This window comes from Streptomyces sp. NPDC000410, from assembly GCF_040300305.1.
Classification (GTDB): Bacteria; Actinomycetota; Actinomycetes; order Streptomycetales; family Streptomycetaceae; genus Streptomyces.
The window spans coordinates 73,857-93,521 of sequence record NZ_JBEPDM010000001.1; the positions used below are offsets into that span (position 1 = coordinate 73,857).

Genomic DNA, 19,665 nt, shown 5'->3' on the forward strand with positions numbered 1-19,665 from the left:
TAGTTAGCCATTCAAAAAATTTCCTTAGCGTAGGGAATGTTTGCAGACTGCATCCCGTTGGAACGTGTGGAACAGAGACGGACAGAAGGGAGAAGCCCTTTATGCGCTTCGAGATCATGCGACTCGACGATGTCGACGGTACGGCCGTGGACAGCACCGTTGTGGACGCCGCCTCCGTCACCCGGATGGTTCAGCAGGCCGCCGCGATCGGCCAGCGTATCTACATCCGGCCGGCCGTGGCCCCGGCTTCGTAATCACATGACCGCTGACAGATGTTCGCCCCCGCACGGGACCGTGCGGGGGCGAACTGCTGTCAGGAAGCCTGACCGGAACCCTGGATCATCCCGGGATCACCCCTGAATCACCTGGGTGATGCCGTTGATGATCTGCTGCACGGCGATCGCCGACAGCATCATGCCCGCCAGCCGCGTCACCAGGACGACGCCGCCGTCCTTGATGACCCGGATGATCAACAGGGAGTAGCGCATCGTCAGCCAGAGCACGACGTGCATCGCGACGATCGCCGCCCAGACCGAGATCTGCGCCCCGACGCCCTGCGCGTGCTGCACCGCGAGGATCACCGAGACGATCGCGCCCGGCCCGGCGAGCAGCGGCATCCCCAGCGGTACGAGCGCGACGTTGACGTCCTTCGTCTGCTTGGGCTCGTCGGTCTTCCCGGTCAGCAGGTCGAGCGCGATGAGCAGCAGCAGCAGACCACCCGCGATCATCAGCGCCGGGACCGAGACATGGAGATACGCGAGAATCTGCTGGCCCAGGATGCCGAAGACGGTGATCACACCGAAGGCCACGGCCACGGCCTGCCAGGCCATACGGCGCTGGACCTTGGCGGGGCGCCCGGAGGTGAGGGCGAGGAAGATCGGGGTGATCCCGGGGGGATCCATGATCACAAAAAGGGTGAGGAAGAGGGAGCCGAAGACGGCGACGTCGAACACAGTGAGGCCTTGCGGAGTGATGGGGTGTGCGGGTGTGGGGGTGCGGGGGTGTGTGAGAACGCACCAAGACATGCAGGCGTGCCGGCGCATACCGGCGTACTGGCGTGCAGGCGTACGGATGCGCCCACGGGAGCGCGGGCGCGCGAGGAAGCCGCGAGCCGGGGCTAGCGGCGGGGCGATCCGCCCGTGCCCGGGACCGGGAACGCGCCGGTCGCGCGGCGCGTGATCTCGCCGTAGATCTCCGGGTCGGTGGTGTAGTCGCCGAGCCAGCAGGTCTTGCGGCCGCCGTGGTAGTCGCTGGAGCCGGTGGTCAGCAGGCCGAGGTCGGCCGCGAGACCGCGCAGACGGGCACGCGTGGCCTCGTCGTGATCCATGTGGTCGACCTCGATGCCGTCGAGGCCCTTGGCCGCGAGCTCGGCGATCGCGGACTCCGGCACCGTACGGCCCCGCTTGACGGCGGCGGGGTGGGCGAAGACGGTGACCCCGCCGGCGGCCTTGACCAGGCGTATCGCGGTGAAGGGGTCGAGCTCGTGCTTCTGGACGTACGCCGGGCCGCCGTCGGCGAGCCAGCTGGTGAAGGCGGTGGACACGTCCGGTACGACGTCGAGTTCGACGAGCGCGGAGGCGATGTGCGGGCGGCCCACGGCGCCGTCCCCCGCGATCCGGGCCACCTGGTCCCACTCGACCGGGATGCCCAGCTCCTGGAGCTTGCCGACCATCGCCCGGGCGCGCGGCACCCGGTCGTCGCGCACCAGCTCGATCTCGGCGGCGAGCTCGGGCTCGGCCGGGTCGAAGAGGTACGCCAGCATGTGCAGGCTCACGCCGTCGAGGCGGCAGGAGAGCTCGGCGCCCGGGATGAGGGTCATACCCTCGGGGAGCGCGGCGACGGCCTCGGCGTGGCCGCCCACGGTGTCGTGGTCGGTCAGCGCGATGGCGTCGAGTCCGGCGGCCGCCGCGTTACGCACCAGCTCGGCCGGGGTGTCCGTACCGTCCGACGCCGTGGAGTGGGTGTGCAGATCGATGCGCACGACGCGGGACTCCAGGGGTCGATGCGGACAGGGGACGCTCCATGGTAACGGCGATGCGGGCGTTTCCCGTCCCGCACGTCCCGCACGTCCCGCGGGCCACCGGGTCCGGCCACCCGCCGGTCACCGGCCACGGCCCCGGTGCCCGGCCACCACCGCCCGCCTCAGGCCAGCAGTCTCGGCGACAGCGCGCCGCAGGGCAGCAGATCCAGCTCCGCGCCCGCGTCGCGGAGATCGGTCAGTATCAGCTCGTCGTACATCAACAGGCCCGTGGACTCCGGCCAGACGATCGCCCACAGCCACAACCCGCGTGCCTCGCCCGCGAAGACCGCACGGTCCTCAGGGGCGTCGGTCACGTGCCACAGCGGGGTCGGCCGGCCGGCCGCGAGGACCTTGGCCTGCGGGGGTTTGTCGACGACCATGTGCGGGCCCGGGTCCGGACCGTCGATCCCGGCGAAACGCGCGCCGAGTCCGACCCCGAGCTCCTCCGCGACCAGCAGCAACTCCCCCACTCCCCCGAGCGGGCCGGGACCCGAGCAGGCGACGGCCGTGGCGCGGCCGCCGCTGCGGTCGTCCCCCGCGTACGCGACACCGGTGAAGAGCCAGCCGACCGGGAGCGGCCAGGGCATCCACACCGGGACCTTCGCACGGGCCACCACGACGCTGACGGCCTCGACGCTGGGCGGAATCACGGGCTGCAGCGGGTGCACGGAACCGTGCACATCGCACTGCCATGTGTCGGAGAAGAGACCGGGCGCCCTGACCCGGCCACCACACTTCGGGCAACTGGGTTCGCCCCTCATAGCGCCCAACGGTCCTACCCACACGGCGCCGCGTCAAGGACGATCACCTGTCCGGAGTGGTTCAGCCGTGTCGCACCTCACAGTCCGCCGGCGCGAACAAGCCTGAACGGGCGCGAAGGCGTACGGGCGCGGAGGCGTGTGGCCGAACGGGCGTACGGGCGTACGGGCGTACGGGCGTACGGATAGCGGCGCTCAGTCCAAGGGCACCGAGCGGCGCAGCGGATCGCGCAGGTCCGTCCCGTGCTTGAGCCACCGCTCCTGGAGCGCCGCCGCTCCGTGCACCCGCTTCCACGCCGCCTCGTTCGGCGTCATGGGCAGCAGCGGAAGGAAGCGCACCGGGTCCATCGGGTCGTCCAGCTCCAAGTCCGCCACCAGACCGCCGGACTCGGCCACCAGGACGGAGGAGTACGGCGCGTCGGGCCACAGCGGCTCGCCCAGGTCCATGGAGTTGCCGGGTGCCACGATCACGCCTTCGACCTGCGGCGACGACGCCAGTACGGCGAGCGCGCGGAGCACCTTGTCGGTGTCGGCGAGCCCGCCCCGTACCGACAGGAGCAGTTCGGCGCGCGGGCCCTTCACCGGGTCGGCCAGCACGTCCTTGGGATCGTTCATCGGCTGGGCCGACATGCCGAGCGTGGCGTAGCGAACGATGTCACCATCGATGAACCGGAGCACTTCGATCCGGTCCGTACCGAGGAAGGTGACGGCGGCGCGCGCGTCCGGTTCGCCCAGGGTGGTGTGCAGCCGGGCCTCGACCAGAGCAAGAACTTCTGCCATCCCGCGAGCATAGATCGCATCAGGAACGGGCAATAGCAGGGATTGGCCCTCAGTCGGCTGATAGGCTTGGCCGCCTGTTCGGGTCAGCATGATGAAGCCACGCTGAAGTGTCGCTCTCGGGGCCCGACGACACGTCATCCCTTACGGGGGACCGGCCGGAGGAGGTGGGGTCTGCGGTGGATCGAAGTCGACCGTGCAGTACCAAACCGCTCTTCCGCTCGACTCCTCAGTGTCTGAACTGAGGGCTTTCGGCACCGTTCTCCTCATGCCCCGCATGAGAGCTTCATGACGACGCCGCGCAGGACGGAAGAGCACCTCGTTTTTGCCTGACTGCCTGACTGTCTGAAGCGAACGCCGTCACCGCGTCCCGCGGTGCCGCCCGCTTTGCGGACGTATCGAGACCGTATCGAAAACACGTCCTCATTCCGGGCTGTGCCACGCCTCGCACCGGCGGCCTCTCCGTGAAGGAGCCTGCCATGTCGATGATCCGTGACCTGCGCGAAGCGGTCCGCCCGTCCGCGCTGCGCAAGAGCAGCGGCCCGTACAGCTCGTACGACACCACGCGTGACCCCTCGGCCTCCAGCGCTGTCGTCGACTGCGCCGTCTACCGCGACGGCCGGCGGGTGAAGGACACGGCGTGCCTCACCCCGCACGAGGCGATGCTGCGGGTGCGCGAGGGCGGCGGATTCGCGTGGATCGGGCTGCACGAGCCGACCGAGGAGGAGTTCGCGGGCATCGCCGCGGAGTTCGGGCTCCACCCGCTCGCCGTGGAGGACGCCGTCCACGCCCACCAGCGGCCCAAGCTGGAGCGGTACGACGACACCCTCTTCACCGTCTTCAAGACCATCCACTACGTCGAGCACGCCGAACTGACCGCGACCAGCGAGGTCGTCGAGACCGGCGAGGTCATGTGCTTCACCGGGCCCGACTTCGTGATCACCGTGCGGCACGGCGGGCAGGGCTCGCTGCGCAATCTGCGCCACCGGCTCCAGGACGACCCGGAGCTGCTCGCCAAGGGGCCGTCGGCCGTCCTGCACGCCATCGCCGACCATGTGGTGGACGGGTACATCGCGGTCGCGGACGCGGTCCAGGTCGACATCGACGAGATCGAGATCGATGTCTTCTCGGCCCCGGCGAAGGGCAGCACGCGCGGTACGGACACGGGGCGGATCTACCAGCTCAAGCGCGAAGTACTGGAGTTCAAGCGGGCGGTGACGCCGCTGCTGCGGCCGATGCAGCTGCTGAGCGAGCGGCCGATGCGGCTGGTCGACCCGGACATCCAGAAGTACTTCCGCGATGTCGCCGACCACCTCGCCCGGGTGCAGGAGCAGGTCATCGGCTTCGACGAGCTGCTCAACTCGATCCTCCAGGCGAACCTGGCGCAGGCGACCGTCGCGCAGAACGAGGACATGCGGAAGATCACGTCCTGGGCGGCGATCATCGCCGTACCGACGGCGGTCTGCGGTGTGTACGGCATGAACTTCGACTACATGCCGGAGCTGCACTGGCAGTACGGCTACCCCATGGTGCTCGTCGGCATCGCCGGGATCTGTCTCACCATTCACCGCACGCTGAAGCGCAACGGCTGGCTCTAATAGGCTGCGGGGCATGAACGACGCTCTGCTCGGCCACGCCCTCGTCGAGGAGGCCACCAAGAAGTCCGGCCTCATCTGGGTCCGGGGCACGGGCTCCCCAGCCCGGGCGCTGTGGCATGTGTGGCACGAAGGTGCCGCGCATGTCGTCGGCGACGGACCCGGCGAGCAGCCGCTGCCCGGCCTCACCGACGGCGGCTCCGCCGACGTGACCGTCCGCAGCAAGGACAAGGGCGGCCGGCTGGTCACCTGGACTGCCACGGTGCACGAGCTCGCGCCCCGCTCGGAGGCCTGGGAGGCCGCGGTCTCCGAACTCAAGGGCAAGCGGCTGAACGCGCCGGACGGCGAGGGGGTGCCGGAGCGGTGGGCGCGGGAGTGCCGGGTGCTGCGCCTGGAGCCCGTTTCGTCCTCCACGAACCACCCCGAGGGGTCGCTGTCGGCCACCCCGCTGCCGTCCCCGGCGATCACCCGCCGCCCGATCCCGGCGGCGCTGCCGCGCCTGCTGATGCGCCGGGGCCGCAAGCGCGCGGACTGAGGGGGGCCGGAGCGGCCGGGGGCGCCTGCGGCCGGCTTCTCTCCCCGCCCCGCCCCTTCCCGAACTGGGGCTCCGCCCCAGACCCCGTTACGGGGGGCTCCGCCCCCCCGGACCCCCGCTCCTCAAACGCCGTACGGGCTGGGTTTCCCAGCCCCTCCGGCGTCTGGGGACACGGCCGGAGGTCGTACGGGGGCCTGGGGGCTTGCCCCCCACGCGGCGGAGCCGCAAATCGACACAGCCGGGAAGGGGCGGGGCGGGGAGAAGGCCCGCCGCAGGCGATTGAGGCGCGGGGGTTCGGGGGCGGTGCCCCCGAAGGCGGGGTCCGGGGCAGCGCCCCGGCCGGGGGGACGGGGGCAGCGCCCCCGGAATCAGTCGCTCGTGCGGGGGAGCTCGCGGCCGTAGTCCACCGACTCCTCCTTCGTCGGGGCCTTCAGCTCGAAGTCCTCGTCCCAGTCCGCCAGCGTGAGCACCCCCGCCCCGCCCGCCCGGGCGAACCGCAGGGGATACGGGGTTCCGTCCAGGGACACGTCGAGCGTGCCCCCGCTGCCCTCGCCTCCGAGGACCTTGATCGTGCGCAGGCCGTCGACCTTGTCGCGGTCGCCCTTGCTGAGCTTTCCGTGCAGGCTCAGCAGCCCGTCCAGCAGCACGGTCATGTCGGTGAAGCCGCGCAGCTGCTTGTACGTCGGATCGTCCTCGGGGACCTTCACGTACATGTCGTCGAGCTTCTGCGCCGCGGCCTCGTCCTCGTCGCTGGGCGCCTCGGAGGCCCCCGCCCAGAATCCCGCGTCGGCCTTCAGATAGAGCGCGTCACCGACCCGCAGCAGCGCGAAGGTGGAGTTCTTCGAGGTCACGGAGCCGATCCCGCCGCTCTTCTTGAGCCGCATGTTCAGCTTGTACGTGCCGCCCTTGGAGACCAGCGTCCCGGCGAGCCGCACGGCCAGGGCCTCGTCCGCGGCCGCCTTCGCCTTCGACTCGATCGCGGTCGCCTCCAGCTTGCCGACCCCGTTCGTCCCCGCGTCCGGGTCCACCTCCTCGGCGCAGGCCGTGAGGGCGACGGTCAGCCCCGCGCACAGTGCGACGGAAAGCGCGGCCCGGCGGACCCGGGCGACGGCGGCCGGGGGGAGAGCGGTCACGAGCACACTGCCTCTCATACGCAGGTGGGGGGTGCTGGACCGCAGCGTACCCGGGGTGGTTCGGGGAGCCGTACGGACCTCTCACCGGGACCCGATGGATCGGTACGGGCTAACCTGAACCGCACAAACCACCACATAAGCCACGTGAGGAGGCGTACGACATGCCGGCAGGCGCCCCTCGCATCTTCGTCTCCCACCTCGCCGGCGTACCGGTCTTCGACCCCAACGGCGAACAGGTGGGACGCGTCCGCGACCTCGTCGCGATGCTCCGCGTCGGCCGCCGCCCGCCACGGCTGCTCGGCATGGTCGTGGAGGTGCTCAGCCGGCGCCGGATCTTCCTCCCCATGACCCGTGTCACCGGCGTCGAATCCGGCCAGGTCATCACGACCGGTGTCGTCAACATGCGGCGCTTCGAGCAGCGCCCGACCGAGCGCCTCGTCCTCGGCGAGCTGCTGGACCGGCGGGTCCGGCTGGTGGAGAGCGGCGAGGAGGTCACCGTCCTGGACGTGGCCATCCAGCAGCTGCCGGCCCGCCGCGACTGGGAGATCGACAAGGTCTTCGTCCGCAGGGGAAAGGGCGGTGCCCTGCGCCGCAAGGGCGAGGCGCTGACCGTCGAGTGGTCGGCGGTGACCGGGTTCTCGCTGGAGGAGGAGGGACAGGGCGCCGAGAGCCTGGTGGCCACCTTCGAGCGGCTGCGCCCCGCCGATCTCGCCAACGCCCTGCACCACCTCTCCCCCAAGCGCCGCGTGGAGGTCGCCGCGGCGCTGCACGACGACCGGCTCGCCGACGTGCTGGAGGAGCTGCCCGAGGACGAGCAGATCGAGATCCTCGGGAAGCTGAAGGAGGAGCGGGCGGCGGACGTGCTGGAGGCGATGGACCCGGACGACGCCGCCGATCTGCTCTCGGAGCTCCCGGAGGAGGACAAGGAACGGCTGCTCCAGCTGATGCGGCCGGACGACGCCGCCGACGTACGCCGTCTCCTGTCGTACGAGGAGCGGACGGCGGGCGGGCTGATGACGACCGAGCCGATCGTGCTGCGTCCGGACGCGACCGTCGCGGACGCGCTGGCCCGGGTGCGGCAGGCGGACCTCTCGCCCGCGCTGGCCGCGCAGGTGTACGTCTGCCGGCCGCCCGACGAGACCCCCACCGGCAAGTACCTGGGCACCGTGCACTTCCAGCGGCTGCTGCGCGATCCGCCGTTCACGCTGGTCAGCTCTATCGTCGACAGCGATCTGCCGCCGCTCGCCCCGGACACCCCGCTGCCCGCGGTGACCAGCTATCTCGCCGCGTACAACCTGGTCGCGGCGCCGGTCGTGGACGAGAGCGGCTCGCTGCTGGGCGCGGTGACCGTGGATGACGTACTCGACCATCTGCTGCCGGAGGACTGGCGCGAGAGCGAGTTCGAGGGAACGGGGGCCGCCGGTGGGGAGTGAGCACGGACCGGCCGAACGGGGAGAACGCGGCGAGGGCGCCCCGCCCCGGCGCCGGGTCCGGCTCGACCTGCCGCGCGCACCTCGCCGCAAGCTGCTTCCGGAGTACGACCCCGAGGCGTTCGGCCGCCTCTCCGAGAAGATCGCCCGCTTCCTGGGGACAGGGCGCTTCCTCGTCTGGATGACCCTGACGATCGTCGTCTGGGTCCTGTGGAACGTCTTCGCGCCGCCCTCGGTGCGCTTCGACCCTTACCCGTTCATCTTCCTGACGCTCATGCTGTCGCTCCAGGCGTCGTACGCGGCCCCGCTGATCCTGCTCGCGCAGAACCGCCAGGCGGACCGCGACCGGGTCGAGATGGAGCAGGACCGGTCCCAGAACGAGCGTTCGATCGCGGACACGGAGTATCTGACCAGGGAGATCGCGGCGCTGCGGATGGGGCTCGGCGAGGTCGCGACGCGGGACTGGATCCGCTCGGAGTTCGAGGACCTGCTCAAGGAGCTGGCCGAGCGCCCCGCCGTATTCCGGCCATCGGGCTCGGACGCGGGGCGCGGACGTGACGAAGGCGACCGCTGACAGGCTTTCCCGGGGCGGGAGTGGGCGCCGTACCATCGTCGGTATGGCTACGGAAGACGCGGTGCGCGAAGCACTGGCGACGGTGAACGACCCCGAGATCAACAAACCGATCACGGACCTCGGCATGGTCAAATCGGTTGAGATCGGTGCAGACGGAGCGGTTGCCGTCACGGTCTACCTCACCGTCTCCGGCTGTCCGATGCGCGAGACCATCACCCAGCGCGTCACCGACGCGGTCTCCCGCGTCGAGGGCGTCACCGGCGTCGACGTAACGCTTGACGTGATGAGCGACGAGCAGCGGCGCGAGCTCGCGGCCTCGCTGCGCGGCGGCACCGCCGAGCGCGAGGTGCCCTTCGCCAAGCCCGGATCGCTGACCCGCGTGTACGCGGTGGCCTCCGGCAAGGGCGGCGTCGGCAAGTCCTCCGTGACCGTGAACCTGGCGGCGGCGATGGCCGCCGACGGACTGAAGGTCGGTGTCGTCGACGCCGACATCTACGGGCACAGCGTGCCGCGCATGCTGGGCGCGGACGGCCGCCCCACCCAGGTCGAGAACATGATCATGCCGCCGTCGGCGAACGGCGTGAAGGTCATCTCGATCGGCATGTTCACCCCGGGCAACACGCCGGTGGTGTGGCGCGGGCCGATGCTGCACCGCGCGCTCCAGCAGTTCCTCGCGGACGTCTACTGGGGCGACCTGGACGTCCTGCTGCTCGACCTGCCCCCGGGCACGGGCGACATCGCGATCTCCGTGGCCCAGCTGGTGCCGAACGCCGAGATCCTCGTCGTCACCACCCCGCAGCAGGCCGCGGCCGAGGTAGCCGAGCGGGCCGGCTCCATCGCCGTGCAGACCCACCAGAAGATCGTCGGCGTCGTCGAGAACATGTCGGGCCTGCCGTGCCCGCACTGCGACGAGATGGTCGACGTCTTCGGCACCGGCGGCGGCCAGAAGGTCGCCGAGGGCCTGACGAAGACCACGGGCGCGACGGTCCCGGTGCTGGGCCAGATCCCGATCGACGTACGCCTGCGCGAGGGCGGCGACGAGGGCAAGCCGGTCGTCATCACCGACCCCGACTCCCCGGCCGGCTCGGCGCTGCGCGCCATCGCCGGCAAGCTGGGCGGCCGCCAGCGCGGCCTGTCGGGCATGAGCCTGGGAATCACCCCGCGCAACAAGTTCTGAGCCCGGTCGTGGGCGTCCGCCCGTCCGGCCCGGAGCTCCGGGGTCGGACGGGTGGGCACGCCGGGCGGGCACGACCCGCCCCGCGCCCGCCCACTCGTCCGGGCGTACGAGGCCTCAGGCGTACGAGGCCTAGGCGTACGCCCCGAGGTCCCGCACCGCGGCGAACCCCAGCCCGTACGCGCTCATCCCCCGCCCGTACGCCCCCACATGCACATCACCGGCGGAGCCGGCCAGCACCCACCCGAACTCGGACTCCCGGTAGTGGAACGGCATCGGAACGCCGTCCACCGGCAGCGACAGCGCCGACCAGGCCGGCCCGGTCAGATCGTCCGCCAGCTCGAACGCGGCCTCGGTCTGCTGGTCCAGCCAGCGGTCCCGCAGCGAGTGGTCCAGCTGCGCGGGCCAGGTGTACGCCAACAGGCCCGAACCGGCCAGCCAGGCCGCGGACGAGACCGTCGTGGCGTCCAGGACGCCCGTACCGTCACCGCTGCGCCGCACCGGGTTCGCTGCGACCGTCACGACCACCGCGAAGCGTTCCTTCTCGGCCGCGGACGCGTCGGACTTTATCGACGGCTCGTCGCCGTGCCCGATCGCGCCGTGCTGCACCGCGCCGTCCGCGTCGGTGCCGACCTGCATCAGCCAGCGCGGCCCGGTGAACGCCTCGTCCAGCCCGTACCAGGGGAACGGCGCCCGCAGATAGCTGTCGATGACCGTACGCCGGGCTGCGGGCACCTCCTCAGCACTGGACGTGCTGGGCGTGCTCTGCGCCCCTACCCGACTCGTCGTCTCCATCTATCCGGCCGCCTCCTCGATCTCCAGGGTCCGAAACGGCCCGCCCCCCTGCGGGCGTCCTCGTTTCCGGACAGATGGAGGATAGCCACCTCACACCGGCTCGTAGGGATTGATGGCACTCAGGTGCACTCAGGTGGCGTCTGCGTCGAAGGGTGGGCGGTCGCCCTGATCGAGCTTTTCGCGCTTCTTGAGCAGGTCCGTACTGCCGTTCCCATTCGTGGCCGGTACGGAGGCGTCGGGCTCGGGCTCCTTGCCGTTGACCGCGTCGGCGACCTCGTTCATTTCCTTCTTCAGGTCGAAGCTGCTCCGGATCTCCTTGAGATCCTCGTTCTCGTTGAGCTGCTTGCGGATGAAGGTCTTGGGGTTGAGGTCCTCGAACTCGAAGTCCTTGAACTCCGGGCCCAGTTCGCTGCGGATGTCGTGCTTGGCGTTGTCGGAGAATTCCCGGATCTTGCGGATGAAGCGCGAGACATCCTGGATGACCTTCGGCAGCTTGTCCGGGCCGAAGATGAGCACGGCGAGGACCACGAGCGCGACGAGCTCGAGTGCACCTATGTCATTGAACACCTAGCTGCTCCTTGTGTTCTTCGTGCCCGCTGATCGTCGTGGAATGGGCCCGGTCCACGGTACCCGGCCAATCTGTCCGGACGGTACCTTCCGCGGGCCCTTCGGATGTCCGTCACGTGCCTCGAATGTCCGTCACGAGCCGCTGGACGAGCCGAGTGTCAGGGTCTTGCTCTGCTCCTTGCCGTCCCGGACCACGGTCAGCTCCAGCCGGTCGCCGGGCCGATGGGCGCGGATCTTGACGATGAGCTCCTCACCGCTGTGCACCCGCTGACCGTCGACCTTGGTGATCACGTCGCCCGTACGGATACCGGCCTTGGCGGCGGGGCCGTCGGCGGTGACGGCCGGGGCGCCGTCCCGGCCCTTGTCGCCGACGCGGGCGCCGTCGCCCGTGTACTTCATGTCGAGGCTGACCCCGATGACCGGGTGGGTGGCCTTTCCGGTGTTGATGAGCTCCTCGGCGACCCGCTTGCCCTGGTTGATGGGTATGGCGAAGCCGAGACCGATGGAACCGGACTGGCCGCCGCCGCCCTCGGGACCCGAGCCGCTGTCGGCGGCGCGGATGGCGCTGTTGATGCCGATGACACGGGCCTTGGAGTCGACGAGCGGGCCGCCGGAGTTGCCGGGGTTTATCGGGGCGTCGGTCTGGAGCGCGTCGACGTAGCTCATGTCGCTGGGATCGCCCTGCTCGCCGCCTGCGGTGATCGGGCGCTCCTTGGCGCTGATGATTCCGGCGGTCACGGTGTTCTGCAGGTCGAAGGGGGCGCCGATGGCGACGACCGGGTCGCCGACGCGGACGTTGTCGGAGTTGCCCAGGGGAAGCGGCTTGAGGCCGGAGACGCCGGTGACCTTGACGACGGCGAGGTCGTAGCCGCTGTCCTTGCCGACGAGGGTGGCGTCGGCGGTCTCTCCCCCGCTGAAGGTGACGGAGATGTCGCCGGAGGTTCCGGCGGGGTCGACGACGTGGTTGTTGGTGAGGATGTGGCCCTGCCGGTCGAGCACGAAGCCGGTGCCGGTGCCCTGTTCGCCGTTGCCGCTGACGTGCAGCGTCACCACGCTGGGGAGGGCGCTGGCGGCGATCCCGGCAATGCTGTCAGGGGCGCGGCCGGAGTCCTCGGGGCCGGCTTGCGGGAGCTCGACGGTGGTGATGCCGCCGTTGCGTTCGAGGTACGCGCCGACTCCGCCGCCGAGCACTCCGGTGAGCAGCGCGAAGAACAGCGCGCCGGCGAGGGCGGTGCCCCGCCGGGACTTCTTCTTCGGGGGCACGCCGGCATGGGACAGCGGCGCCACCGCGCCCGGGGCGCTCCAGGGGTCGTACTGGGTCCACTGGGTGGGGGCGGTCGGCGCCATGGCGGCGGGGGCCGCCGGGGCGGGCGCTACCGGAGTGGGCCCCGCGGGGGCAGGTGCCACGGGAGCGGGACCCGCGGGGGCGGGTGGCACCGGTGCGGGGGCCTGCGCCGGGTATCCGGCCGCCGGGTGCTGCGGCGGTACGGGCGTCCCCTGCGCGGGAGTCCCCACCGGCCGCTGCACGGGCGGGGCCGGCGCCCATGGCCCCGGGCCGCCGTAGGGCGGCGTCCGGTACTCGTCGGGCTCGTGCAGGGGCCGCACCAGGTGGTCCGCGGGATCGTCCGGCAGACCGGCGTGCGGAGTCCCCTCGGGAGCAGGGGCCACTGCCGGGGCATCCACCGGGGCCGCGGCGTCCGCCGGGTCGGGGGCGTCCGCCGGGGCAGGCTTGGGAGCCGGGGCGGCCAGCGTGTACTCGGACCGGTCGTCGTCCACGGGGGCGACGGCGGCCGGTGCCACGGGCTCGGTCCGGGCCGGGTCCGCATGCGCCCGGGAGTCCGCGGGGGCCTGGTCCGGGGTCCGGTCCAGGCCTCGGTCCCCGTTCCGGTCGAGGGCCGGGTCCTGATCCAGGGCCTGATCCAGGTCCCGATCCCGGTCCTGTCCCTGGTCCGACGGGACCGGCAGGGCCTCGGCCTCCGGGGACTGGTGGCGAGGCCTACTCCACCACTTCGGCTTGGGACCCGTCGGCTTCCCGTTCTGCATGCTCTCCCCGCAACTGCCGTCCGCGCGCCCCGCCGGGCACCCCTTCCCTGGATTCAACCAGGTTTGCCGTCGCGGTCCCACAGCGCGGCGACCCGCCTCCGCTACGGCGCGCGGCCTCAGCGCCGGGTCGGGGCCGCGAGGTGGGTCGGGCTGGGGGTGGCCGTCGCGGCGGGGCCGAGCGCGGTGGCGTACTGGAACGCCGGACCCGCGGGTCGTATCAGCGACGGGGGCGTCGGCGGTACCGCCGGCGCTCCGGTGAGCAGGAGCGGCGACGCGGAGAACGGGTGGGCCATGGCCTGTGCCCGCATCGCCTGCGTCAGGGTCTGCGGGAGCACGTCCGCGGACCGGGAGGACTGACCCGACTGACCGGACTGACCGGACTGACCGGACTGACCGGACTGAGCGGACTGAGCGGTCTGCACGGCCTGCCCGCCACGAACGGCCTGGTCACCGGTCGCCCCACCGCGCCGTCGGCTGGATTCGGTGGTGCCACCGGTCGGGGTCGCGGTGCGCAGCGGGGTGACACTGTTGCCCCGGCTCTCGCCGCGGGCGGCGGCGTCGCCGGACGCGGCCATCGGCAGTGTGCCGCCCAGGGCGATCGCCGCGAACGACACCGCGCTGGCCGCGGCGAACGCGAATCTACGCCCGCGCCACGCCGAACGCTCCGCCTCCTGACGTCCCACGTCGTGGATCCGGAACCCGGCCCCCGACCCGAACCGGGGCTCGGACCCGGCCCCGGACCCGTGCGCGGCGGGGACGTATCCGAAGCCTTCCGGGGACACGTCGAAGACGCCGTCGCCGAGACGCCCCCCTCCGTACGGACCTCCGCGCCGGTCGTCGTCGCCTCCGGGCGGGCCGCCGGGCAGCCCCTGCAGCCGTGCGAGGAGCCCCTCGGACGGCGGCGGCGGAGCGGCGGTGGCGAAGACGCTCTTCAGTCGGCGCTGCGCGTCGGCCTCGGCCTTGCATTTCGCACAGGTGGCGAGATGGGCGAGGACACGCTCGCGCGCGTCATGGTTCAGCTCGCCGTCGACCAGGGCAGCGAGCCGGTCCCCCAGGTGCTGCTCCGCGGGGGTGGGACTGGGGCTGGTGCCGCTCACGCCGTCCCGCCCTCCCCGGCCACGCCCGCGAGCGCGCGCTGCTCGGCACGCGCCTCGGGAGAGCGGTGCTTGAGCGCCTTGCGCAGGTGGGAACGGCCGCGGTGGATGCGGCTGCGGACCGTGCCGAGCTTGACGCCGAGCGTGGCCGCGATCTCCTCGTACGAGAGCCCCTCGATGTCACAGAGCACCACGGCGGCGCGGAACTCGGGCGCCAGGGTGTCCAGCGCCTGCTGGACATCGGCGTCGAAGTGCGTGTCGTGGAACACCTGCTGCGGGGACGGCTCGCGGCTGGGCAGCCGCTCGGCCGCGTCGTCGCCGAGCGCGTCGAAACGGATGCGCTGCTTGCGGCGGACCATGTCGAGGAAGAGGTTGGTCGTGATGCGGTGCAGCCAGCCCTCGAACGTCCCCGGTGTGTACGTCGAGAGCGAACGGAAGACGCGGACGAAGACCTCCTGGGTCAGGTCCTCGGCGTCGTGCTGGTTTCCGGTCAGACGGTAGGCGAGACGGTAGACCCGGCCGCTGTGCGTGCTGACGATGTCCTCCCAGGTGGGAGGGGTCCACGCCTGCGATTCCGCATCCGGTGCGAACGTCGCGGTGGGCACGGAGTCGATCTGGCTGGAACGGGCGTCAGCGGTGTCTGTCACGGATTTCGGCTCACCCGCCGACCTGAGGAGGCGCCGCAGCACCCCTCTCCGATCCACAGGCGCAGCCGCACCTCCCCTGTCGGCTCTGGTGGTGTCCAGTGGAGCCCCTACCATAGCCACCTCGCCCGTTAGCTCCGGATAAGAATCTTTACGCGAATTTGGGGGCGACTGCCGGTCTCTCGCACCCCGCCCCCGCCTCTCCCTCTGTCTCTCCATAACGCCCGGTCCCATCTGCGGGTTCCCGGGTGCAGCGGATACAGTCACGGGTGCGCCAACTACGGGGACAGGAGAGGGTCATTACCGCCAACCGGCAGACGAGCTGGGCGTTCGCCGACGCCTTTGTCGCCGAGGACGAAGCGCTGCGCTGGGCCCGTGAGCGGGCCCGGGAGGCAGCGCTGCCCTCGGTGTCGCCAGGCACCGGCGCCGCCCTGCGACTGCTGGCCGCGACGGCGGACGCCAAGGCCGTGGCGGAGATCGGCACCGGCACCGGGGTCTCCGGGATCTATCTGCTGCTCGGCATGCGGCCCGACGGCGTGCTGACGACGGTCGACCCCCAGCCGGAGCGGCAACAGTTCGCGAAGCAGGCGTTCCGGGCCGCGGGCTTCGCGGGGAACCGGGCGCGTTTCATCCCCGGCCGCGCCCTGGACGTACTGCCGCGGCTCGCGGACGGCGGATACGACCTCGTCTTCTGCGACGGCGACCGACTGGAGTCGCTGGACTATCTCGCTGAATCGTTGCGCCTGCTGCGACCTGGGGGTCTTGTCTGCTTCGAGGGCGTATTCGCGGACGGCCGCACGGTCGATTCGGCGGCTCAGCCGGCCGAGGTGCTGCGGGTGCGGGAGCTGCTGCGGGCGGTACGGGAGAGCCCGGAGCTGCTGTCGTCGCTGCTGCCGGTGGGCGACGGGCTGCTGTGCGCGGTGCGCCGCGGCTGAGGCCCTTGACCGTGTGCTCCTACGACTCTGCCCCGGCGCGGTGTGTGTACACCGTGCCGGGGCAGAATCGTAAGAATCCTGGTCGCGTTCCGCGTCAGCCGACGACCTTCTTGAGGGCGTCGCCGAGCGCGTCGGCCTCGTCCGGAGTCAGCTCGACGACAAGCCGACCGCCGCCTTCGAGCGGAACGCGCATGACGATGCCCCGCCCCTCCTTGGTCACCTCGAGCGGGCCGTCGCCCGTCCGCGGCTTCATGGCCGCCATGCTCGTTCCCCTTCCTGAAACCAGCTCATCGTCAGCCGACGGCCCCCTGGATGGGCACGCGTCACCGGCATCGAACACATTGCTTCCCAGCCATTATCCCGCATGGCGGGACCCGATGACCAACATCAGTCGGCATCGCTTGCGCAACGCGCTTTCGCAAAACCACTCAATTCGGCGATCCGCCTGCGATACTTCGCCCTCGCGCTCTCACCGAGGACCCACATTTCTTTGACGCAGGTCACATACCGGAGCGCATGTCAGGCCTCCTCGGTCTCCGCCATGCTGGCCTGGACATCGACGAAATCGCTAAGGGGAGGACCCTTCCATGGCCGACACCGTGCTGTACGAGGTGACCGACGGACTCGCGACCATCACGATCAACCGGCCCGAGGCCATGAACGCGATGAACACCGAGGCCAAGGTCGCCCTCCGGGACAGCCTGCGGGCCGCCGCCGCGGATGCCGCCGTACGGGCGGTGCTGCTGACCGCGACGGGCAAGGCGTTCTGTGTGGGCCAGGACCTGAAGGAGCACATCTCCCTGCTCGCCGCCGACCGGGAGACCGGCACCAGGAACACGATGAACACGGTGCGTGAGCACTACAACCCCATCGTGCGGGCGCTGACCGAGATGCCGAAGCCGGTGGTGGCCGGGGTGAACGGGGTGGCCGCCGGCGCCGGTCTGGGCTTCGCCCTGGCCGCGGACTACCGGGTCGTCGCGGACTCCGCGAAGTTCACGACGTCCTTCGCCGGGGTCGCCCTGACCGCGGACTCGGGCGTCTCCTGGACCCTGCCCCGGCTCATCGGCGCGAGCCGCGCCGCCGATCTGCTGCTCTTCCCGCGCTCGATCTCGGCGCAGGAGGCCTACGACCTGGGCATCGTGAACAAGCTCGTCCCCGCCGACGACCTCGCCGCCGAGGCCGCGTCGGTCGCCCGCGCCCTGGCCGACGGCCCGACCGTCGCCTACGCCGCGATCAAGGAGTCCCTCGCGTACGGCGCGGCCCACTCGCTCGGCGAGACCCTCGACAAGGAGGACGAACTCCAGTCCAAGGCCGGCGCCTCCGAGGACCACGCGATCGCGGTCCAGGCCTTCCTCTCCAAGTCCAAGCCGCAGTACCTGGGCCGCTAGGATTCCGGGGCTCCGCCCCGAACCCTGCGCCGCCGGGGCGGGCTGGGATGGGGCGAAGCCCCCATTCCAGCCCGTCCGGCGTTTGAGGACACCGCCCGAAGGGCGGTACGGGGGGCTGGGGGGGCTTGCCCCCAGTTACGGGAAGGGGCGGGGTGGGGAAAGAAGCCCGCCGCAGGCGCCCCCCACCCCCACAGCCCACGCCACCTCAGCCCACCCGCACCGCCCCCGGCCCCCGCGCGACGCACCCCGACAGGTGGTCGTCGACCAAGCCGCACGCCTGCATCAGGGCATACGCGGTCGTCGGACCGATGAACCGCAGCCCGCGCTTCTTGAGGTCCTTGGACAGCGCCGTGGACTCGTCCGTCACGGCAGGTACGTCGGCGACGGTGCGCGGAGCCGGCCGCGCCCCCGGCTCGGGCGCGTACGACCAGATCAGCGCGTCCAGCTCACCGGCCCCCCATCCCGCCAGCACCCGCGCGTTGGCGAGCGTCGCCTCGATCTTGGCCCGGTTGCGGATGATCCCCGGATCGGCCAGGAGGCGCTCCTGATCGGCCTCGGTGAAGTCCGCCACCGACGCGATCCTGAAGTCCGCGAAGGCCTGCCGGAAGCCCTCGCGGCGGCGCAGGATCGTGATCCAGGACAGCCCTGACTGGAACGCCTCCAGACAGAGCCGCTCGAACAGCGCGTCGTCCCCGTGGACCGGACGACCCCACTCCTCGTCGTGGTACGTGACGTAGTCCTCGGTGGAGAGGCCCCAGGGGCAGCGCAGCCGTCCGTCCGGCCCCGCCACGACGCCGCCGGTCATCGCTCGCGCTCCTCGTCGACCCCGGGCTCTGCCTGCGCCTGCGACGACGACTGCGGCCGCGGCTTGTCGAACAGCTCGGGCGGGCCGACAGCCGTCGCCTGGCGCCCGGCCAGGGCCGACTCCAGCTCGGCGATCCGCGCGTCCCGCTCCGCGAGCTCCGCGGCGAGCCGCCCCAGCACGTCGTCCACGTCCGCCATCCGGTAGCCCCGCGCCGCCACCGGCAGGCGCAGCGCCTCTATGTCCGCCCGCGCCACCGGGCGCATTACCGGCAGCGGGTCCACCAGCCGCTCGGGCGCCGCGTCCGGAAGCACTTCACTCTCACCGCCGCCGACCACCGCGAGGGTGACCGCGGCGACCACCACGACCATCGCGATCAGCAAGAACCAGAACACAGCGCGCCTCTCCCCGGAGCAGGAAACCGTCCGCTGCCGATCGTGCCATGCACCACCGACAGTTAAGGTCGCAGGCGACCGAACGCGAGGAGGAAACAGGGGATGACGGGGATGCTCAGCGGAACTCTGCGGCTCGGCCGGCGCGAATTCGACGCGCACGAGCCCGTGATCATGGCGATTGTGAACCGGACCCCGGACTCCTTCTACGACCAGGGCGCGACGTTCCGCGACGAGCCCGCCCTCGCCCGCGTCGAGCAGGCGGTGTCGGAGGGTGCCGCCATCATCGACATCGGTGGCGTGAAGGCCGGTCCCGGGGAGGAGGTGACGGCCGAGGAGGAGGCGCGCCGCACGGTCGGTTTCGTCACCGAGGTGCGTCGGCGCTTCCCCGACGTGGTGATCAGCGTCGACACATGGCGGCACGACGTGGGCGAGGCGGTCTGCGAAGCGGGCGCGGACCTCCTGAACGACGCGTGGGGCGGCGTGGACCCCAAGCTGGCCGAGGTGGCCGCGCGGTACGGGGTGGGACTGGTGTGCACCCACGCGGGCGGCGTGGAGCCGCGCACCCGGCCGCACCGGATCGCGTACGACGACGTGATGGCGGACATTCTGCGGGTGACCGTCGGTCTGGCCGAGCGGGCCGCCGAGCTCGGCGTACGCCGGGACGGGATCCTCATCGACCCCGGCCATGACTTCGGGAAGAACACCCGGCACTCACTGGAGGCGACACGCCGGCTCGACGAGATGGTCGAGACGGGGTGGCCGGTGCTGGTCTCGCTGTCGAACAAGGACTTCGTCGGCGAGACCCTTGACCGCCCGGTGAAGGAGCGCCTGGTCGGCACGCTCGCGACGACGGCGGTGTCGGCGTGGCTCGGCGCGCGGGTGTACCGCGTGCACGAGGTCGCCGAGACCCGGCAGGTGCTCGACATGGTGGCGTCGATCGCGGGCCACAGGCCCCCGGCGGTCGCCCGCCGGGGCCTGGCCTGACGCGGGGCCCGGGCCAGACCTG

The 19,665-nt window shown here is 71.4% G+C and carries 22 protein-coding genes; 9 read left to right on the forward strand and 13 right to left on the reverse strand.

Annotated elements, in window-relative coordinates; all coding sequences use genetic code 11:
- Window positions 1-101: 101 nt before the first annotated feature.
- Window positions 102-254, forward strand: a complete 153-nt coding sequence (locus tag ABT342_RS00335; RefSeq protein ID WP_351564697.1) for a DUF8834 family protein — start codon at window positions 102-104, stop codon at window positions 252-254.
- A 96-nt stretch (window positions 255-350) separates the two neighbouring features.
- Here the strand turns inward: ABT342_RS00335 and ABT342_RS00340 are convergent, their stop codons facing one another.
- From ABT342_RS00340 to ABT342_RS00355, 4 genes are all read right to left on the reverse strand, one after another.
- On the reverse strand, window positions 351-953 hold the full coding sequence (locus tag ABT342_RS00340) for a MarC family protein (RefSeq protein ID WP_351564700.1): 603 nt from the start codon (window positions 951-953) through the stop codon (window positions 351-353).
- A 164-nt stretch (window positions 954-1,117) separates the two neighbouring features.
- Window positions 1,118-1,981 carry a PHP domain-containing protein gene (locus ABT342_RS00345; RefSeq protein ID WP_351564702.1) on the reverse strand — a complete coding sequence of 288 codons (864 nt, stop codon included), beginning with the start codon at window positions 1,979-1,981 and terminating at the stop codon, window positions 1,118-1,120.
- A gap of 161 nt (window positions 1,982-2,142) precedes the next feature.
- Window positions 2,143-2,781: a DUF6758 family protein gene (locus ABT342_RS00350; protein ID WP_351564704.1), complete on the reverse strand. Its 639-nt coding sequence runs from the start codon at window positions 2,779-2,781 to the stop codon at window positions 2,143-2,145.
- A gap of 192 nt (window positions 2,782-2,973) precedes the next feature.
- Complete coding sequence (locus ABT342_RS00355; protein ID WP_351564706.1) at window positions 2,974-3,558, reverse strand: suppressor of fused domain protein; 585 nt, start codon at window positions 3,556-3,558, stop codon at window positions 2,974-2,976.
- A 476-nt stretch (window positions 3,559-4,034) separates the two neighbouring features.
- On the opposite strand from ABT342_RS00355, the gene ABT342_RS00360 reads away from it, so the two are divergent.
- Window positions 4,035-5,153, forward strand: a complete 1,119-nt coding sequence (locus ABT342_RS00360) for a magnesium and cobalt transport protein CorA (protein WP_351564709.1) — start codon at window positions 4,035-4,037, stop codon at window positions 5,151-5,153.
- 13 nt (window positions 5,154-5,166) lie between these two features.
- The gene (locus ABT342_RS00365) at window positions 5,167-5,685 is read left to right on the forward strand and encodes a hypothetical protein (protein WP_351564712.1); all 519 of its coding nucleotides are present in this window, start codon (window positions 5,167-5,169) and stop codon (window positions 5,683-5,685) included.
- A 368-nt stretch (window positions 5,686-6,053) separates the two neighbouring features.
- Here ABT342_RS00365 and ABT342_RS00370 read toward each other — a convergent pair whose 3' ends face one another.
- On the reverse strand, window positions 6,054-6,818 hold the full coding sequence (locus ABT342_RS00370; RefSeq protein ID WP_351564714.1) for a hypothetical protein: 765 nt from the start codon (window positions 6,816-6,818) through the stop codon (window positions 6,054-6,056).
- Between the two features lie 161 nt (window positions 6,819-6,979).
- On the opposite strand from ABT342_RS00370, the gene ABT342_RS00375 reads away from it, so the two are divergent.
- From ABT342_RS00375 to ABT342_RS00385, 3 genes are read left to right on the forward strand one after another with little or no spacing between them, the layout of a single operon-like run.
- A complete protein-coding gene (locus tag ABT342_RS00375; protein ID WP_351564717.1) occupies window positions 6,980-8,251 on the forward strand; it encodes a magnesium transporter MgtE N-terminal domain-containing protein in 1,272 nt (423 codons plus the stop codon).
- Window positions 8,241-8,822: a DUF1003 domain-containing protein gene (locus tag ABT342_RS00380; RefSeq protein WP_502965433.1), complete on the forward strand. Its 582-nt coding sequence runs from the start codon at window positions 8,241-8,243 to the stop codon at window positions 8,820-8,822. The genes ABT342_RS00375 and ABT342_RS00380 overlap by 11 nt, the downstream gene beginning before the upstream one ends.
- A gap of 43 nt (window positions 8,823-8,865) precedes the next feature.
- Window positions 8,866-9,999, forward strand: coding sequence for an Mrp/NBP35 family ATP-binding protein (locus ABT342_RS00385; RefSeq protein WP_351564720.1), 1,134 nt, complete (start codon window positions 8,866-8,868; stop codon window positions 9,997-9,999).
- Window positions 10,000-10,128: 129 nt separating this feature from the next.
- On the opposite strand, the gene ABT342_RS00390 is transcribed toward ABT342_RS00385, so the two are convergent.
- From ABT342_RS00390 to sigE, 5 genes are all read right to left on the reverse strand, one after another.
- The gene (locus ABT342_RS00390) at window positions 10,129-10,791 is read right to left on the reverse strand and encodes a hypothetical protein (protein ID WP_351564723.1); all 663 of its coding nucleotides are present in this window, start codon (window positions 10,789-10,791) and stop codon (window positions 10,129-10,131) included.
- Window positions 10,792-10,920: 129 nt separating this feature from the next.
- Window positions 10,921-11,358 carry a sec-independent translocase gene (locus ABT342_RS00395; RefSeq protein ID WP_351564726.1) on the reverse strand — a complete coding sequence of 146 codons (438 nt, stop codon included), beginning with the start codon at window positions 11,356-11,358 and terminating at the stop codon, window positions 10,921-10,923.
- Between the two features lie 132 nt (window positions 11,359-11,490).
- On the reverse strand, window positions 11,491-13,401 hold the full coding sequence (locus tag ABT342_RS00400) for a S1C family serine protease (RefSeq protein WP_351564729.1): 1,911 nt from the start codon (window positions 13,399-13,401) through the stop codon (window positions 11,491-11,493).
- A gap of 116 nt (window positions 13,402-13,517) precedes the next feature.
- Window positions 13,518-14,498 (reverse strand): anti-sigma factor family protein, encoded by a 981-nt coding sequence (locus ABT342_RS00405; protein ID WP_351564732.1) that lies wholly within the window; start codon window positions 14,496-14,498, stop codon window positions 13,518-13,520.
- Entirely contained in the window at window positions 14,495-15,256 is a 762-nt protein-coding gene (gene sigE / locus ABT342_RS00410) for an RNA polymerase sigma factor SigE (RefSeq protein ID WP_351564735.1), read from the reverse strand. The genes ABT342_RS00405 and sigE overlap by 4 nt, the downstream gene beginning before the upstream one ends.
- Window positions 15,257-15,408: 152 nt before the next feature.
- Between sigE and ABT342_RS00415 the strand changes: the two genes are divergently transcribed.
- On the forward strand, window positions 15,409-16,074 hold the full coding sequence (locus tag ABT342_RS00415) for an O-methyltransferase (RefSeq protein ID WP_351564738.1): 666 nt from the start codon (window positions 15,409-15,411) through the stop codon (window positions 16,072-16,074).
- Window positions 16,075-16,168: 94 nt separating this feature from the next.
- Here the strand turns inward: ABT342_RS00415 and ABT342_RS00420 are convergent, their stop codons facing one another.
- Window positions 16,169-16,336 (reverse strand): DUF3117 domain-containing protein, encoded by a 168-nt coding sequence (locus tag ABT342_RS00420; protein WP_003966491.1) that lies wholly within the window; start codon window positions 16,334-16,336, stop codon window positions 16,169-16,171.
- A 325-nt stretch (window positions 16,337-16,661) separates the two neighbouring features.
- Here ABT342_RS00420 and chcB point away from each other — a divergent pair, with 325 nt between their 5' ends.
- Window positions 16,662-17,462 (forward strand): 2-cyclohexenylcarbonyl CoA isomerase, encoded by an 801-nt coding sequence (chcB, locus tag ABT342_RS00425; protein ID WP_351564741.1) that lies wholly within the window; start codon window positions 16,662-16,664, stop codon window positions 17,460-17,462.
- A 205-nt stretch (window positions 17,463-17,667) separates the two neighbouring features.
- Here the strand turns inward: chcB and ABT342_RS00430 are convergent, their stop codons facing one another.
- Window positions 17,668-18,267 (reverse strand): DNA-3-methyladenine glycosylase I, encoded by a 600-nt coding sequence (locus ABT342_RS00430; RefSeq protein WP_351564744.1) that lies wholly within the window; start codon window positions 18,265-18,267, stop codon window positions 17,668-17,670.
- Window positions 18,264-18,659: a DivIVA domain-containing protein gene (locus ABT342_RS00435; protein WP_351564747.1), complete on the reverse strand. Its 396-nt coding sequence runs from the start codon at window positions 18,657-18,659 to the stop codon at window positions 18,264-18,266. Before ABT342_RS00435 ends, ABT342_RS00430 begins: the two co-directional genes overlap by 4 nt.
- A 111-nt stretch (window positions 18,660-18,770) precedes the next feature.
- On the opposite strand from ABT342_RS00435, the gene folP reads away from it, so the two are divergent.
- On the forward strand, window positions 18,771-19,643 hold the full coding sequence (gene folP / locus ABT342_RS00440) for a dihydropteroate synthase (protein WP_351564750.1): 873 nt from the start codon (window positions 18,771-18,773) through the stop codon (window positions 19,641-19,643).
- The last annotated feature ends 22 nt before the right edge of the window (window positions 19,644-19,665 follow it).

Bases quoted from the DNA above. Each gene is read 5' to 3' on its own strand.
- ABT342_RS00335 (WP_351564697.1), top strand. From the start codon at position 102: ATGCGCTTCGAGATCATGCGACTCGACGATGTCGACGGTACGGCCGTG.
- ABT342_RS00350 (WP_351564704.1), bottom strand. From the start codon at position 2,781: ATGAGGGGCGAACCCAGTTGCCCGAAGTGTGGTGGCCGGGTCAGGGCG.
- ABT342_RS00355 (WP_351564706.1), bottom strand. From the start codon at position 3,558: ATGGCAGAAGTTCTTGCTCTGGTCGAGGCCCGGCTGCACACCACCCTG.
- ABT342_RS00360 (WP_351564709.1), top strand. From the start codon at position 4,035: ATGTCGATGATCCGTGACCTGCGCGAAGCGGTCCGCCCGTCCGCGCTG.
- ABT342_RS00365 (WP_351564712.1), top strand. From the start codon at position 5,167: ATGAACGACGCTCTGCTCGGCCACGCCCTCGTCGAGGAGGCCACCAAG.
- ABT342_RS00375 (WP_351564717.1), top strand. From the start codon at position 6,980: ATGCCGGCAGGCGCCCCTCGCATCTTCGTCTCCCACCTCGCCGGCGTA.
- ABT342_RS00385 (WP_351564720.1), top strand. From the start codon at position 8,866: ATGGCTACGGAAGACGCGGTGCGCGAAGCACTGGCGACGGTGAACGAC.
- ABT342_RS00390 (WP_351564723.1), bottom strand. From the start codon at position 10,791: ATGGAGACGACGAGTCGGGTAGGGGCGCAGAGCACGCCCAGCACGTCC.
- ABT342_RS00400 (WP_351564729.1), bottom strand. From the start codon at position 13,401: ATGCAGAACGGGAAGCCGACGGGTCCCAAGCCGAAGTGGTGGAGTAGG.
- sigE (WP_351564735.1), bottom strand. From the start codon at position 15,256: ATGGTAGGGGCTCCACTGGACACCACCAGAGCCGACAGGGGAGGTGCG.
- ABT342_RS00420 (WP_003966491.1), bottom strand. From the start codon at position 16,336: ATGGCGGCCATGAAGCCGCGGACGGGCGACGGCCCGCTCGAGGTGACC.
- chcB (WP_351564741.1), top strand. From the start codon at position 16,662: ATGGCCGACACCGTGCTGTACGAGGTGACCGACGGACTCGCGACCATC.
- ABT342_RS00430 (WP_351564744.1), bottom strand. From the start codon at position 18,267: ATGACCGGCGGCGTCGTGGCGGGGCCGGACGGACGGCTGCGCTGCCCC.
- folP (WP_351564750.1), top strand. From the start codon at position 18,771: ATGCTCAGCGGAACTCTGCGGCTCGGCCGGCGCGAATTCGACGCGCAC.